Raw genomic sequence first — 15,970 nt, 5'->3', positions numbered from 1 at the left:
ACTTTCTATATAAAAATGTTAAATCGTCGTATTTTACGCCTGAAAGCTATGCAGGCATTGTATGCTTTAGAGCAAGCACAACGTTCCAACTACCAGTTAGCTTTGGACTATATCCATCAAAAATTTGAACCTAATCTCAATTCGATGGTCATTCCAACAGCCGAAGAAGTAGCTGAAAAACGAGCATTGGGCAAAAAACTTTTTGAAGAAAATTATCAGAACGAAAGTCTGAAATCGGAGAGTCAAAATTCAGAAGTAGATGTAGCTGTAAGTGAAGCTATGCGTATGTACAATACTCAAATACAGAAAGAAAGAAGACATCAAAAACAAGAAATGCTTATCAAAACAGAAGGCATTCACGACGATTACTTAAAACTTCTAAAACTTTTAATAGAGCTTGCCAATCTTTCAGAAGCTGACTATAACTCTCGTAAGGCAAGGCAATATGCTAAAGAAGTTGTATTTGATTCAGAGTTAAACTTTACCAATAATTCTCTTATCAATCATTTGAGAAAGCATGAGGAACTCAAAGAACTCTTGATAGGAACATCTTGGACTACCGAAACCATAAAACATTGGTTCAAAATATTGAAAGAAGAAGAGTTTTACAAAACTTATACCTCATTAGAAAACCCTACTTTTCCACAAGAGCAAGAGTTTGTCGTAACATTGGCAAGAGATTTTGTTATGAAAAATGAAATCTTGGATAGTTATTTTGATGAAAACGATATTTACTGGTCAGAAAACCGTACTGTGCTTCGCAATATGCTACTCAAGACAGTTAAGAATATAGAGAAAGAAAATATTGAAGAAAACAAACCTGTAGAACTTTACTTGCTTTCTCGTAATTGGGAAGACGATAGAGAATTTTTTGAAGAACTTTTTCAAAATACAGTAAACGAAAGCCTAGAAAATGAAGAACTTATTGGCAACAGACTAAAAAACTGGGACATCAATAGAGTAGCCATAACAGATGTACTTATCTTGAAAATGGCAATTAGTGAAATGTTGCATTGCCCAAGTATTCCAGTAAAAGTTACAATAAATGAATATGTAGAACTTGCCAAAAATTACAGTACTCCAAAAAGTAAGGAGTTTGTCAATGGTATTTTAGACACTATTTCAGAATATTTATTGAGCGAGGGCAAAATAAAGAAAAGTGGTCGTGGTCTTTTAGATAATCAGTAGGAAATAGAGGAAGGCAAAATAAGTAGAAATAGAAAAATATTTTTTATTAAACTAATGCACAGAGAAATACGTTCATGTAGCACTAACCAAAAACATACTTATTACTCAAAACATAAAACAAAGTAATTGGTAATCTTTATCAGTAAAGCCAAATTACTTTTAAAAAACAATATCATATTATGAAGTCATCGCATATCGGCTGGCTCGCTGGCGTAGTGGGAGCAGCAGCTATCGGAACATTTTTTGGAGTTTTATATGCCCCAGACAAGGGCAAGAATACTCGTAGTCGCCTCAACTATCGCTTGTATCGTACTCGTGATAGAGTAAATTCACTTTTAGAGAAAATTAATTCGACAGACGAAAATGTATTTTCGAAAGAAGCACAAGAAGAAGGCAAAAAAATAATTGCTGAACTTAGCGAACGTACTGAAGATTTGAGTTCTGAAATAGATGCGCTCATCTCTCAAATCCGTACTCAAAAATAGTGGCGACCTATAAAAATAATAAAAATTGTATCGCTAAAAGACAATTTGTAGTATCTTTGTAAGACAACAAAACAAATTATCTCATTAAAAATCAGTCATATATGAAAATGAATAAAATCATAGGAACGTTTCTTATCTTCGGAATGAGCAGTCTTTTTGTAGCTTGTTCGGGTGAAAAGAAATCAGAAGCAAGTACAGAAGACGCTACTGCAAGTACAGAAATTGCAAACACAGTAACTGATGATGCTACTACAGCAGAAGTTACAAATACAGAAGTGGTTGCTAATTTAGCTGCTATTGAGTTTGAAGAAACTGTACACGATTTTGGAACTATCCAAGAAGGCGAAAAAGTAGAACATATTTTCAAATTCAAAAATACTGGAGATGTGCCTCTTATCCTTACAGCCGTTCAACCATCTTGTGGTTGTACTGCATCAGACTATACAAAAGACCCTGTTGCTCCAGGAGCAGAAGGTACTATTTCACTTACTTTTGATTCTAAAGGTAAGCCAGGAAACGTAAACAAAACTGCTACTGTAAAAGCTAATATTGAAGGAGGACAAACGCTAATTTCTTTCAAAGGAAATGTAGTAGGAGAGCAGTCTGGTGCGCCATATAAATAAAAATATGACACAAAATAAAATTCAAAAGCCTAAGAGTTTTCACTCTTAGGCTTTTTGTTTTGCTAAATAATAAATTGCTATTTATAAATTTGTAATGTACTTAGCTGTATGAACCCCTCCTCATTCTACTCCCCAATCAAAAATGGTAAGTTCTGAAATAATTCCTCGTTCTATAATTTTTTGTCCAAAACATTCAGGTTGATTACAATAAATCAAATCTTCGGTTCTTCTATAGATTAGTCCTACATCTTCTGCATAAATTTCATAGCGCAAATTTTTATCTACCAAACTAGAATCTTGACTTTCAATTACTGTAAACGTATTTGAGAAAGTATTTCCTCCTACCGACTTTGAAACCGAAACAGCTTCTGCTAAAAAATCTTTAGCTGGACGTGCATTAAAAAGATTTCCATTCCACACCTTGCCTTCTTCTATTGGAAAATCCATCTTCACATAAGGAATATTGTGTTCCATCTTGACCACCACATTTTCATCTTTTCTCACAGAAAAGACAGAATCCAAACGAAATACTTCTAAGCCATTCGGACGTACATAACGCAACACTTCATTGAGTATTTCGCCATTTTCTCCTTCAAACTCATCACCAATAACTTCTTTCAACTGATATGTTGTTCTAACGGGATTTTCGTTGAGTGCATAAATAGTTTGTGTTACAAGAAAAGTTTGAAATCGTCCTTTCTCAATAGGATAAAAAGATTGTCCGAAAGTAATATCTTTTGGAGTTTCTGGAGCTTCGTCTTTACAAGATGTAAAGACAAAAACGCTACTACAAAAGAGCAAAACATATAAGATTGTATTTTTCATTTATTTACTTAGTTTTATAATTTTTTAAAAATACTTGGTTCACAAAACTTGCCAAACCATTAGCTCCATCTCCATTTTGTATCGTCAAGATACTCAATATTTAAGTTGGCTATTTCTTTCTTGAAGGTTTCTATATTCAAGATATAACTTTTTGGGAGTATAATTGCTCCTCCTGCTTTCATTTGAATAAAAAAATGATTTTTAAGTTCTATCAGTTTTTCTGTTTCTGTTACTTCAACTTTTCCCTCATTTCCTTGTTCGGTAATGTAGAAATATTTTTTATTTCCTAATCGTAGTGAATCGACGTGGTCTAACCTATCTGCGTAATTCTTTTTGATGTAATTCAAGTAAAAACGCTTATACCTATATTTTGAATAGAAAGGATATATAAAAAGCCACAACGCACCTAAAAAAACACAAATCAAAATAGCATCTTGATTGTTGTTGTAAAAATAAAAGCCAATTGCCAATACAATATATAAAATAGGAACACCAAACTGTGCAATGAGGCGTTTTTTTGTAATAGACTTAGAGAGTGAGGTAATATAAAGCTGATATTCTAAAAAATCTTCTTCTTTGAGTGTATATTCTATTTTCATGGTTTATGATGACTGTTTTTATAAAAATACGATTAGCTCATAAAATTACAAATTCCTACCTTTGTAGCGAGTACAAAATAGCCATTTTTTCCAACTCTATCCTCTATCTTCTATGAGTCTTAAACGCATACAAGCTCCCATTGCATCAGAAATGAAAGTCTTCGAACAAAAATTTAGAGACTTTATGCGTTCCGACGTTATGCTTTTAGACAAAATAACCAATTATATTGTCAAGAGTAAGGGAAAGCAAATGCGTCCGATGTTTGTCTTTCTTTCCGCAGGAATATGTGGAACAATAGGCGAAACTACATATCGTGGTGCTTCTTTGGTAGAACTTTTACACACAGCAACTCTCGTACACGACGATGTAGTAGATGAGTCGAATTATAGACGAGGTTTTTTCTCTATCAATGCACTTTGGAAAAACAAAGTTGCCGTTTTGGTGGGAGATTATTTACTTTCTCGTGGTTTGCTACTCTCTATCGATAATGGAGATTTTGAGCTTTTACGTATCGTTTCAAATGCTGTTAGGGAAATGAGTGAGGGCGAACTGCTACAAATTGAAAAATCAAGAAAGCTAGACATTACAGAAGAAGTTTATTTTGAAATTATTAGACAAAAAACGGCTACACTGATTTCTGCGTGTTGTGGTGTGGGTGCAGCTTCGTCTGGTGCAGATACAGAAATTATCAACTTAATGAAAGACTTTGGTGAAAAAATAGGCATTGCCTTTCAGATAAAAGATGATTTGTTTGATTATGGAACTGCCGAAGTAGGAAAGCCTTTAGGAATAGACATCAAAGAAAGAAAAATGACATTGCCTTTGATTTATGCTCTCAAAAATGCGTCTGTTTCTGATAGAAAACATATTATTTATTTAGTAAAGAATAAAAATAACAAAGCAGACAAAATAAACGAAGTCATAGAATTTGTAAGACAGTCAGGGGGAATAGATTACACCAAAAACGTAATGCAAAGTTATTATCAAGACGCTATCAAAATGCTAGATGCTTTTCCAACTTCAGCACACAAAACTTCACTTATGGAACTTGTCAAGTATGCGATTGAGAGGGAGAAGTAGATTATTCTTTGGTATATTTATGAAAAAACCGACCCAAAATGGCAAACAAATATTTATCATATATTTCTGACGAACATCTTTTGAATTGTATTGGAAATCTTCATACTGCATATTTAGCTGCAAAAAATAATATTTCTAAAAAGAAATTCTACAGTCAGAAGATAGATACAATCAAGCTAACCTTTGATTCGAAATTTAATGAAATGGATGAAGAAACCTTGATAAAAGCAGAAATTGCAAGACAAATAGATAAGTCTATAAATAACGCCATAGGAACATTTCACGAGGAAATTTTGGGAGGGATTAATGGCTATCAGCGAGGGAACTCAAGTGGTTATGATATCAAAGCTACTGATGATTCTCTTTTTGCTGACATCAAAAACAAGCATAACACAATGAATAGCAGTTCTGCTGAAAGTCTATATCAAAAGCTACAGAAGTTTGCAGACGTGTACCCTAATTCAAAATGTTATTGGGTTCAGATTTGGGCAAAAGGTAGTTTTAATCAGAGGTGGTTTGGAAAAATAAATGGAAGCAACTACAATCACGATAGAGTTTATAAAATCTCTGGAGATAAGTTTTATGCACTCCTTACAGGTAAACAAAATGCTTTATTTGAACTATACAAAGTCTTACCTAAAGCAATTGAAGATTATTTACAAAGTATAGAAAAAAGTAGTAAGAAAACTCAAAATTCTGCATTTGATGAAATAAAGAAATCTTCTCAAGAATCTGGAAGAAGTATTTTAGATGAGATTACCTTTGAGAATTTTGGTTATTACTTAGGTTTTGATAAGCTGTAATATTCATTTAAAAATCTTATCACAGAATAACCAATTTCTTCCCCCAAATTACAAGGAACAGCATTACCTATTTGCTTATACTGCTGCGAGACTGAACCCATGAACTTCCAATCGTCAGGAAAAGTCTGTATTCTAGCGTATTCTCTAACGGTAAAAGGTCTGGTTTCGTCTGGGTGGCAACGTTCGGTTTGTTTTTGTGCTGGACTACAAGTAAGAGTAAGACAAGGTTCGTCCCAACCAATTCTACGAGCCATTCCTGTTTTTCCACCTCCCAAATAAAAACTCTTTCCCATAAATTCTTTTTGAACCTCAATAGGTAAATCTCTCCAATATCCCTTTGGTGGAACTAAATCTAAGACTTCTTTTTTATGTTGTGGATAGCTTGCTCCTTCTGAATTTGGAACATCTGTGTCAAATAATTCTCCTTTTTTTAAAGCATCAGACAAATTATAGATTTTTTTATATGGTTTTGGATATTCATATTTTATGTCAATATCCTTTCTAACTCCTACCAAAATTAAGCGCTCTCTTTTTTGTGGGACTTTATAATGAATAGCTTTCAAAACCTGTACTGGTACTACGTTGTAGCCTATTTCATCCAAAATAGAAATCATACCTTCTAACGTCTTGCCTTTGTCGTGTGAAAGAAGTCCTCTGACATTTTCTCCAATACAAATAAGAGGATTAACTTCTTGTACTACTCTTGCAAACTCATAGAATAGTGTTCCTCTTGCATCTTGAAGCCCTAATTTTTTTCCTGCGTAGCTAAAGGCTTGGCAAGGAAACCCTCCTGTAACAATATCAACGCTATTTTTATATTCTGTAAAGTCAAAGTTTTTTATATCTCCTTCCAAAATATTCCAGTTGGGTCTGTTTTCTCTCAATGTCTGGCAAGCCCATTTATCCATTTCATTTAATGCAGCACATTTTACCCCTGCCTTTTCTAGTCCAATCGCCAAGCCACCAGCACCAGCAAAAAGCTCCAAAACTTTATATTCTTTATTTGGAGCGACAAAATTGTCTGTCTCTTCTTCTGTTTCTATCTCTACAAACTCTGAAAATAAATCTAATTGAGATTTTTTATATACTCTGTAATTACTCATTGGTTCACGGATAGCCTCTAACTTTCCATTTTTATCCCATCTTCTCAATGTTTCTTTACTTTTTCCTAATATTTGGGCAGCCTCCGAAAGTGAATAATGTTTTTTCATAACCAAGTTAAATAAGATTACACAATGGTTACAAAAATAAATTAAAATTGCTAATAAAAAAAGCAAAAACTACTTTTAGCAAATTTATTTTTTAGATATTAGCACATAATTCAATAATCAAAAGATTAATATTTACTACACAAAAACTCATATCGTCCCCCAAAACCTCCCTTCTCCTATTCGTCTTCAAGAATATGGAGTAGGTATTTTTTCACTTGTTCCTACCAAATCGGCTTGGAAAAAGGCATTAAAGAAAAATTATGTAACCGTCAATGGAAAGTCTGCTACCACAGCAACTTTCATAACAGGAGGAGAGACGATTGTCTTGTCTGTTCCAAAAGAAGAAAAAAAGGCTAAAAAAGAGTTTGTATTTCCCTTGAAAGTCCTTTTTGAAGATGATTATTTGGCTATTATTCACAAGCCTGCTGGTATTTTGGTAAGTGGAAATAGCTTCAAAACGATTGCTAATGCACTTCCTCAAAACCTCAAAAAAAGCACACAGCCAGACGTTACTACACCACAGCCTGTACATCGCCTAGATTACGGTACAACAGGAGTTTTGCTTGTTGGAAAAACAGCTAGTAGTATTCGTGCGTTGAACAAACTTTTTGAAGATAAAGAAATACAAAAGAAATATTTTGCTGTGACGATAGGGAAAATGGAAGCACCGTTGAAACAGGAAAGAATAATTGATTCAGAAATAGATGGAAAAGAAGCCATCACAGAATACAAAGTTTTTAAGTCCGTAGTTTCAGAGCGATTTGGATTTCTAAACATAGTAATACTCAGACCAAAAACAGGCAGAAGGCATCAGCTCCGAAAGCATCTAGCAAGCATTGGAAACCCAATTTTGGGAGATAAAGAATATGGAAAAGAAGGATTAATTTTGACTGGAAAAGGAATTTATCTACACGCTTCCAAACTGCTTTTTTCTCATCCGTTTACAGATGAGTTAGTTTCTGTTACTGATAAAATAAATGGTTTACGCCTGCCTACTAAATTTTCCAAGTTGTTTCATAACAGTAAATAGCACTTTATTTCCCTAAAAAAATAAAAGGAGATACATTATTTTACTAATATTCTTTAAATCATTTCTTCATTTTTTAAGACAGATTATGATTTATGTATCTTGCTATGAGATAAATAATTTACACTCACACATCTTAATAATTCATCCTTTTATTTAAGTTTTATGAAATATTCTATCTACAAAGTAGGTACGCTTGCCCTTGGTCTTACATTCGGCTTAGGACTGACTTCTTGCAACGAACCTAAAAAGTCCACAGCTAACGAAACCACAGAAGAAGTAGCAACAACAGAAGACAACAAACCTACTGATTATTTAGCTATAGACTTGGCTAACTTTGACACTACCTTTCGTCCACAAGACGATTTCTTTATGTATGTAAATGGAAGTTGGCTTAAAAACAATCCGATTCCAGCTTCTGAAACTCGTTGGACAAGTTTTAGTGAGATTTTGGAAAGAAACAGAGAAATCTTGAAGCGTGTGGCAGAAAATGCTGCTAACAACAATTCTGTAGATCCAAATTCTGCTGAAGGACACGTAGCCATGATTTATAAAAGTGGTATGAATGAAGCCAAGCGTGAAGAACTTGGAATGACTCCACTTAATCCGTATTTGGAAGCTATCAATAATGCTACAACACTAGAAGAATTTTTAAGTGTTTCAGCCAATCAGAAAGCTGTAGCAGGTGGTCTTTTTGGAACGTATGTAACAGCAGACGAAAAAAATAGCTCTACCAACGCACTTTATATGTATCAAGGTGGAACTTCACTTCCAAAAGCCTATTACGAAACAGCAGATTTAAAAGATAAACTAACTGCCTTTGAAAAACACGTTTCAAATATGTTTGTCTTGATGGGAGAAAGTGAAGAAGATGCTACTAAAAAAGCCAAAAATGTAGTCGCTATCGAAACGGCACTTGCTAAGGCTTCTCGCACGCCAGCTGAACGCAGAGACACAGAAAAGAATTATAATAAAATGACTTTTGCTGAACTTCAAAAACTCTCTCCAAATGTAGATTGGAAGGCACATTTGTCAGCTATTGGAGTTCCAAATATTGAGAGTGTAGAACATGTAATTTTGGGTGAGCCAGAATTTTTTGAAGCATTGAGCAAAACGTTAAAAAATAACTCTTTAGATGCACTTAAAGATTATCAAAAATATCAGTTGGCAAGTAACTTTTCAGACTTCTTGAATAAAGACTTTGAACAAGAATCTTTTGACTTCTACAACAAAACCATGCGTGGACAAAGCGAAATGCAAGAGCGTTGGAAAAAAGTATTGCGTGTCATTGATAGAGGTGTAGGACATTCTTTAGGGCAGCTTTATGTAAAAGAAGCATTTAGTCCGAAAGCAAAAGAGCGTGCAGAAATTATGATAAAAGATGTACGTACTGCCTTTGAAGACCATATCAAAAATTTAGAATGGATGGGAGAAGACACTAAAAAACAAGCCTTGACAAAACTTGCTGCCATCACAACAAAAATAGGCTACCCAGATACTTGGAAAACGTATGAAGGACTTGAACTTTCAGCAGACAACTATGCTCAAAACTTCATGAATGCCAGCAAATGGTGGATGAATGATAACCTTAGCAAAGTAGGTCAGCCAGTAGATAAAACAGAGTGGCACATGACACCTTCAACAGTAAATGCGTATTATAATCCAACGAGCAACGAAATTGTATTTCCTGCTGGAATTCTTCAACCTCCATTCTTTAGCGAATATGCAGACGATGCTGTAAACTATGGTGGCATTGGTGCTGTTATCGGACACGAAATTTCTCACGGTTTCGACGACCAAGGAAGTCAGTATGATGCAGAAGGAAATATGAATAACTGGTGGACAGATACAGATAAAAAACAATTTCAAGAACGCACAACTTCACTTGTGAATCAGTATAGTGATTATACAGTTTTAGATGGAATCAATGTAAAAGGAGATGCTACACTTGGAGAAAATATTGCTGATTTGGGTGGAATGGCAGTAGCGTATGATGCTCTTCAAAAAGCGTGGGCAAGAGATGGGAAGCCAGAATCTCAAGACGGACTCACTCCAGAACAGCGTTTCTTTGTGAGTTGGGCGCAAATTTGGCGTGTAAACTTTACAGATGATGAGCTTCGCAATCGTATAGAAACAGATTATCACTCTCCAGGTATGTTCCGTGCCAATGGACCTCTCAGTAACTTTGAACCTTTCTTTACTGCCTTTGATGTAAAAGAAGGCGACAAAATGCGTAGAGAAAAGCAAATTGTGATTTGGTAGAATATAAAAAAAGGTTCAAGCAAAAACTTGAACCTTTTTTATTTAACCTAAACTTGGGATTAAAATAAGAGTTTTACTTGTTTAAAACAGAGTAGATATAATTTTGGTCTGTTCTAACGAAAAAAAGGTCTGACTTACATGAAATCCTCCGTTTAACATTTATAGGAATTAAACCCATTGTCCATATGCTATTATTTTAAAAAGGTATAATATTCCACTTACTAAATGTAAAAGAAAAGTAACTAAAAATAGTATTGATTTATAATCTTTCCATCCCTTTTCTGATATATGCTCTAAACCAATAAATGTAGAAATCAAAAAGAGTATATAATTACACACAATAACTTGCCATACAAAATTCCCGTGATTGGCTCTATCGCCTGTCTCTTGTACAAAGAGAAAAATTAATACTGCGACAACAAAAAGTAACACTGCATAGATATACATCTTATTTTTTATTGTCTTCTTAAAAAATAATATTAGAATGACTAATGGCAATAGCATGCTGGTAAGCATATCTAATGGTATATTATTACTGTACAATTTCAATATATACATAAAACTGAATGCAACACTTCCATCATCTTGAGTAGGCTTTTTGACGTATATATACAAATACTCTAGTACTACCAATAAACCAGAGTAAAAAGACATACAAAAAGCTAACACCACCTTTTGCAAATCATTCTTAGAAAACAGAATAGTCATTAAAGGAAATACAGGAATAAAAACAAATAGAAAACTTGGCTTACTGAGTGAATTTACTAATATTAAAATACACATTAACCATATATACTTAGGCTTAATTATATCATTTTTTATTGTCAAGTAACTAACATAATACAATAGCAAAGCAAATGGCATCAAAAATATTGTAGTTGAGTTATGCCAAATATTTATTCCTAATTTACCTAATAAAAAATTGGACTCTATATTAATATTTATAGGAGTAATAAAAAGAATAAAGAACAAAAATAATAAAGTTGCAAACTTATTTAGGCGAAACTCACTGCTAATTTTTATGGAAATCAAATATTTAAGAGCTACAGCAGTACTTAAAACAACTATACTAGCTTTGCCTAAATGCCCTAACAAAAGACGCAAAGAATGAATAGTAAAATAGTAAAGAGGAGGAACTGGAAATAAACCTTTTTCTAAATTATCTTCTAATATAGCACTGTGTAATTGTATATCAGTATGAATATACATATAAATGTATAGAAAAAAACCTAGACATAATAAAAAAACCCCAACACCGAATCCTACTATTACTTTATCCTTGTAAAAACTTTGGATGTTTGTCATAAATGATTTAGGTTGAAAAAAATAAATTTATTTGTGTAATTATAGTTTGAATTTGTACTTCTGTCAGTTCGTAATAAAAAGGCAAACGCACTAAAGAGTCTGCATATTTATCACAGTTTTGCAACTTTCTCCCATCATGCTTGTCTTTATAAAAAGGTGATTTATGAAGAGATAAATAATGAAAAACTGCATTTATATTATTTTTCTTTAGGGTTTGGATTAGTGCAGAACGCTCTTCTACATTTTCACAAACTAAATAAAACATATGAGCATTATTAGTTGCATAGCTAGACACTTTTGGAAGTTTTACCAAGCCTTTTTCATCTAGTTCTTTCAATCCTTCATAATAGGTATTCCATATATATTTTCTACGGCTTTGTATGTCTTCCAAATTTTCCAGTTGAGCATACAAAAACGCTGCAATAATATCAGAAGGTAAAAATGAAGAACCTACATCTACCCAACCATACTTATCTATTTCTCCTCTAAAGAAAGCAGAACGATTTGTTCCTTTTTCTCTAATAATTTCGGCTCGTTTAATAAATTTTTCATCATTAATAATAAGCATTCCTCCTTCTCCAGAAATAATATTTTTGGTTTCGTGAAATGAAAATGCTGCCAAATGTCCAATACTTCCGAGAGGTTTTCCTTTGTAAAAACTATCAATAGCTTGTGCAGCATCTTCAATAACAAAAAGATTGTATTTATTAGCAACAGCCATTATTTTATCCATATCACAAGCCATTCCTGCATAATGAACTACTACAATCGCTTTTGTATTCTCAGTAATAAGTTCTTCTATTTTATCAGCATCAATATTTGGCGTATTGGCTTCGCTATCGGCAAAAACAATTTTTGCACCACGAAGTACAAAAGCATTTGATGTGGAAACAAAAGTGTAGGAAGGCATAATCACTTCATCTCCTTCTCTAATGTCGATGAGAAGTGCTGCCATTTCAAGAGCATCTGTACAAGAAGTAGTAAGCAGACATTTTTTAAATCCATATTTAGATTCAAAAAACTCATGGCATTTTTTTGTAAAAACACCATCTCCAGAGATTTTACCAGAAGCCACTGCTTCTTTTATATAGTCAGTTTCTTTTCCTGAGAGATAAGGTTTGTTGAAAGGAAGAGAGGTCATAATTATTTCCAAATATGATAAATATAATCTATTTTTTCTATATCAAAATTTTGCTTCAAATAAAAGTTACAGGCCTGTTTATTTACTTTTTGAGTAACTACTTTTACTTTTCTGATGGCTTGCTCTTGTGTCTCTAAGATAGCCTTTTTTACAAGTTTATGTCCTATTTTCTGCCCTCTGCAATGCTCATCAACAGCCAAAACTCCTATATCTGAAAAACTATCTTTAAATGCTAGTGTAAGCAGTCCAACTATTTCATTTTCTTGATAAGCTACAATAACTCTATCTGCAATTTTTCCACCCACAGAGTTTTCTATCCAAGCTGTATATAACTTCTCATATTCTTGATTAATAAAATTTTTATCTATTTTGAAACGAGAGTAAATACCACTTTGTAAAGAGAGGTCAATTAGTTTTGGATGTACTTGTTTTTGCAAAAATAATCTAATATTATCTAAATTATCGTTACAGCTAGTTGTAATTGGCACATTTTGAGAAAAAGTAATTTTCTCATCTACTAAATATATTTCATGACTTTCTAATTCTTTTTTTAATTTTTCATTATGAACACTTTCAGAAACTACTAGATAAATTAGTTTATATTCAGACTGTTGAACTATATGAAATACTTTTTGAATATTTGTGGTTGTAGTCAGATGTATTCTTCCAATCTTATATCCAAAAAAATCAGAATCCCAGTTCAAATGTTCTATCATAAAATTAATTTATAACTTTTTGAGTAATATAAATCGGTCTATTTTTTACCCCTTCAAATGTTTTTCCAATATACAAACCAACAACACCCAATGTAATCATAATCAGTCCAGAGAAAAACCAAATAGATATAATTAGACTAGCGTAACCTGCAACTGAAATAACACCTAATGAGTATTGAATTACAACAAATACAGCAAGAAGAAATGATATAAAAGATATGATGAAACCTAATTTAATTGTTAAGCGTACAGGACGGTCTGAATATGCCAAGATAATATCTAGTGCGAGATTAAAAAGTCTTTTGTAATTATAACTTGTCGTACCCTCTTCTCTACTAGCATGTTGTACATTTATACTTGTCTGCTCGTAGCCTACCCACTTAATCATTGTAGGAAAATATCGAATACTCTCTCTCATCAAACATACACTATCCACTACTCGTTTATGATAAATTCCAAAATTAGCAATAGAAGCATCATGTTTGATGCCTGTAAGATAAGACAATACTTTATAAAACAGGTTAGAAAATAATCTTTTAAAGAATGTATCTTGCCTTTCAAAACGACGAGCTAGAACTACATCATAACCTTCTACAGCTTTATTGTATAGATTAACAATCTCCTCAGGTCGGTCTTGCAAATCACAATCCATTACTACTACCCATTCTCCTTTTGCATTGTCCAAACCTGCCGTAATAGCATAGTGCTGCCCAAAATTACGGCTCAATTTTATTCCTTTTACTCGTTCGTCCTTTTTACAATTTCTTTCAATAGCTTCCCAAGATTCATCTGGGCTTCCATCTTCTACCAAAATAATTTCGAAGCTCTCTGTAATCTTAGACACTTCTATTGTAATGCGCTCAACAAGTTTATCAACTATTTTGTCAGCTCTATAAACTGGGCTTACTACAGAAATATGGGGTTGCATAATTAAAAATCAAACAAATACATTTTATTTAAATAGCTCTAAAACTTCTACCGAACTAGGAATGTCATTAGGTGAATATTTACCAACAACAGTACCTTCATTGAGCATCCACAAAGCAGGATTGGAACGTGCTATGGTTTTGATAACTGTTCCATCAATATAGTAAAAAGGAAAATCAATATTCTGATTTTTTTTGAGCATTTCAATCGCCTGTTTCGTATCAGAAGTAAGAATAGCTACTTTTATAGTGGCATCTTTTGAGGTTACTTCATCTATCATTTTCTTTATCTTATCAAACTCATTAAAGTTTCCTTTTTCTACATTCTGAACTAAGATAAAAATACGCTTTTCTGTTAGCGACTCTTTTGTAAAGTCTCCTTCATCATCCCACAAGCTATAATCTGTAATTTTAGGTTCAATTTCTTTTGGATTTAAAAGAATCATACTATCATATTTGTAGCTTGGGTCAGTTGGATAAGAATCCATTTCATACTGTTGTCCATCTTTACTCATCAGATAGAGATATTGAGCAGGCTCTGGAGCTTCCATTTGCTTTGGAATATTTTTTCCAATAGCATAAGCTCTAAAATCTACTGGAGGTTCATAATAGACTGCATAAAATGTCAGAAAACCTGTCAAAAGAGTGATTGAAGATACCGTTACGAAAGTAAAGAAACTTGATTTATTAGTTAGTTTTTTTACTTGTACCAATAAAATTATAATCAGAACAGAAAGTACCACATCTTTTGTAAAAGATTCCCACGGCTCAAGAGGAAGAAAATCTCCAAAACACCCACAATCTGTTACCTTATTGAAGTAAGCTGAATAAAATGTGAGGAAGGTAAAGAAGGTAATCATTAGGAAAAGTAACCAAACAGTAATTTTTCGCTTAAAGCCCACCAAGAGGGCTGTTCCCAATACTACCTCTGAAACCACAAAAATTATAGCTAAATAAAGAGCATTCTGATTTAAGAAGTGAAAAAAACTACTCATTGAGGGGAGGTCTGTAGCAAAAACCTCAAAATACTCTCCTAACTTAATAGCTGTTCCTTTGGGGTCAATGGCTTTTACGAGACCTGAAAAAATAAATAATGCTCCTACAATAAAGCATACCACTTGATTAAAAAATTTCATAGCTGTTTTTTTCTTTACTTGTTTTAATTTCTATTGTTCTTGTAGTTTTTTAGCAGAATGTTGTTCTTTGATATTCGAATTTACTTGATTCTGATTTTGTTCCATCATCAAGATAAGAGCAAAAACAGAATAGTTTATCATATCTTTATAGCCTGCATCAATGCCTTCTGAAACTAGCGTTTTGCCCTGATTGTCTTCAATACGCTTAATGCGAAGCAATTTCATCAGAATAATATCTGTCATACTGCTAATTCGCATCACACGCCAAGCCTCTCCATAATCGTGGTTTTTACGACTCAAAAGTTGTTGCGTAATTTCAGATTGTTTTTGATATAAATCAGCTACTTCTCTCAATGGAATCTCTAGACGAGTATCATTGCGAAGCTGAATCTGAATGAGAGCCATCAAAGCATAATTGATAATTCCGATAAACTCTGAAGCAATATCATCTTCTATGAGTTGATTGCCTTTATCTTGAATCGTTCGGATGCGCTGTGCTTTAATATAGATTTGGTCTGTTATACTAGGCAAACGCAAAATGCGCCATGAAGTACCGTAATCCTTATTTTTTTGGTCAAATAACTGCCTACACGTAGACATTATTTGGCGATATTGAGCTAATGTTTTTTCAGTCAAAGTATT

Annotated in this window: 16 protein-coding genes; 7 read left to right on the top strand and 9 right to left on the bottom strand. The window is 33.2% G+C overall.

The genetic code is table 11. The annotated features are described in order from the left end of the window. Positions 1-15 precede the first annotated feature (15 nt). From nusB to QZ659_RS06220, 3 genes are all read left to right on the top strand, one after another. Entirely contained in the window at positions 16-1,188 is a 1,173-nt protein-coding gene (gene nusB, locus QZ659_RS06230) for a transcription antitermination factor NusB (protein ID WP_291723577.1), read from the top strand. Between the two features lie 179 nt (positions 1,189-1,367). Continuing rightward, positions 1,368-1,673, top strand: a complete 306-nt coding sequence (locus QZ659_RS06225) for a YtxH domain-containing protein (protein WP_291723574.1) — start codon at positions 1,368-1,370, stop codon at positions 1,671-1,673. Positions 1,674-1,780: 107 nt separating this feature from the next. Next, positions 1,781-2,296: a DUF1573 domain-containing protein gene (locus QZ659_RS06220; protein WP_291723571.1), complete on the top strand. Its 516-nt coding sequence runs from the start codon at positions 1,781-1,783 to the stop codon at positions 2,294-2,296. Between the two features lie 120 nt (positions 2,297-2,416). On the opposite strand, the gene QZ659_RS06215 is transcribed toward QZ659_RS06220, so the two are convergent. Both QZ659_RS06215 and QZ659_RS06210 read right to left on the bottom strand, forming a co-directional pair. Beyond that, entirely contained in the window at positions 2,417-3,121 is a 705-nt protein-coding gene (locus QZ659_RS06215; RefSeq protein ID WP_291723567.1) for a hypothetical protein, read from the bottom strand. A gap of 59 nt (positions 3,122-3,180) precedes the next feature. Further along, positions 3,181-3,720, bottom strand: a complete 540-nt coding sequence (locus tag QZ659_RS06210) for a hypothetical protein (protein ID WP_291723564.1) — start codon at positions 3,718-3,720, stop codon at positions 3,181-3,183. Between the two features lie 112 nt (positions 3,721-3,832). On the opposite strand from QZ659_RS06210, the gene QZ659_RS06205 reads away from it, so the two are divergent. Beyond that, positions 3,833-4,801, top strand: a complete 969-nt coding sequence (locus tag QZ659_RS06205; RefSeq protein ID WP_291723561.1) for a polyprenyl synthetase family protein — start codon at positions 3,833-3,835, stop codon at positions 4,799-4,801. Positions 4,802-4,839: 38 nt separating this feature from the next. After that, entirely contained in the window at positions 4,840-5,604 is a 765-nt protein-coding gene (locus tag QZ659_RS06200; protein ID WP_291723558.1) for an Eco47II family restriction endonuclease, read from the top strand. Here QZ659_RS06200 and dcm read toward each other — a convergent pair. Then, complete coding sequence (dcm, locus tag QZ659_RS06195) at positions 5,580-6,815, bottom strand: DNA (cytosine-5-)-methyltransferase (protein ID WP_291723555.1); 1,236 nt, start codon at positions 6,813-6,815, stop codon at positions 5,580-5,582. The genes QZ659_RS06200 and dcm overlap by 25 nt on opposite strands. 325 nt (positions 6,816-7,140) lie before the next feature. Between dcm and QZ659_RS06190 the strand changes: the two genes are divergently transcribed. Both QZ659_RS06190 and QZ659_RS06185 read left to right on the top strand, forming a co-directional pair. Further along, the gene (locus QZ659_RS06190; protein ID WP_291723552.1) at positions 7,141-7,845 is read left to right on the top strand and encodes an RluA family pseudouridine synthase; all 705 of its coding nucleotides are present in this window, start codon (positions 7,141-7,143) and stop codon (positions 7,843-7,845) included. A 162-nt stretch (positions 7,846-8,007) separates the two neighbouring features. Beyond that, positions 8,008-10,104, top strand: a complete 2,097-nt coding sequence (locus QZ659_RS06185) for a M13 family metallopeptidase (RefSeq protein WP_291723549.1) — start codon at positions 8,008-8,010, stop codon at positions 10,102-10,104. 168 nt (positions 10,105-10,272) lie between these two features. On the opposite strand, the gene QZ659_RS06180 is transcribed toward QZ659_RS06185, so the two are convergent. The 6 genes from QZ659_RS06180 to QZ659_RS06155 are packed head-to-tail and all read right to left on the bottom strand — an operon-like array spanning position 10,273 to position 15,964. Next, a complete protein-coding gene (locus QZ659_RS06180) occupies positions 10,273-11,409 on the bottom strand; it encodes a hypothetical protein (protein WP_291723544.1) in 1,137 nt (378 codons plus the stop codon). Positions 11,410-11,416: 7 nt separating this feature from the next. Beyond that, positions 11,417-12,550 carry a dTDP-4-amino-4,6-dideoxygalactose transaminase gene (rffA, locus tag QZ659_RS06175; RefSeq protein ID WP_291723541.1) on the bottom strand — a complete coding sequence of 378 codons (1,134 nt, stop codon included), beginning with the start codon at positions 12,548-12,550 and terminating at the stop codon, positions 11,417-11,419. Between the two features lie 2 nt (positions 12,551-12,552). Next, the gene (locus QZ659_RS06170) at positions 12,553-13,266 is read right to left on the bottom strand and encodes a GNAT family N-acetyltransferase (RefSeq protein WP_291723538.1); all 714 of its coding nucleotides are present in this window, start codon (positions 13,264-13,266) and stop codon (positions 12,553-12,555) included. Between the two features lie 4 nt (positions 13,267-13,270). Next, positions 13,271-14,194, bottom strand: coding sequence for a glycosyltransferase family 2 protein (locus QZ659_RS06165; protein ID WP_291723535.1), 924 nt, complete (start codon positions 14,192-14,194; stop codon positions 13,271-13,273). Between the two features lie 24 nt (positions 14,195-14,218). Beyond that, the gene (locus tag QZ659_RS06160) at positions 14,219-15,328 is read right to left on the bottom strand and encodes a BT_3928 family protein (RefSeq protein WP_291723532.1); all 1,110 of its coding nucleotides are present in this window, start codon (positions 15,326-15,328) and stop codon (positions 14,219-14,221) included. Positions 15,329-15,358: 30 nt separating this feature from the next. Then, positions 15,359-15,964 (bottom strand): DUF1599 domain-containing protein, encoded by a 606-nt coding sequence (locus tag QZ659_RS06155; RefSeq protein ID WP_291723529.1) that lies wholly within the window; start codon positions 15,962-15,964, stop codon positions 15,359-15,361. Positions 15,965-15,970 lie beyond the last annotated feature (6 nt).

The sequence above is a fragment of the Bernardetia sp. genome (assembly GCF_020630935.1).
GTDB lineage: Bacteria > Bacteroidota > Bacteroidia > Cytophagales > Bernardetiaceae > Bernardetia.
The sequence above is the reverse complement of the archived record's forward strand: the minus strand, read 5'-3'. Positions and strand labels throughout refer to the sequence as shown.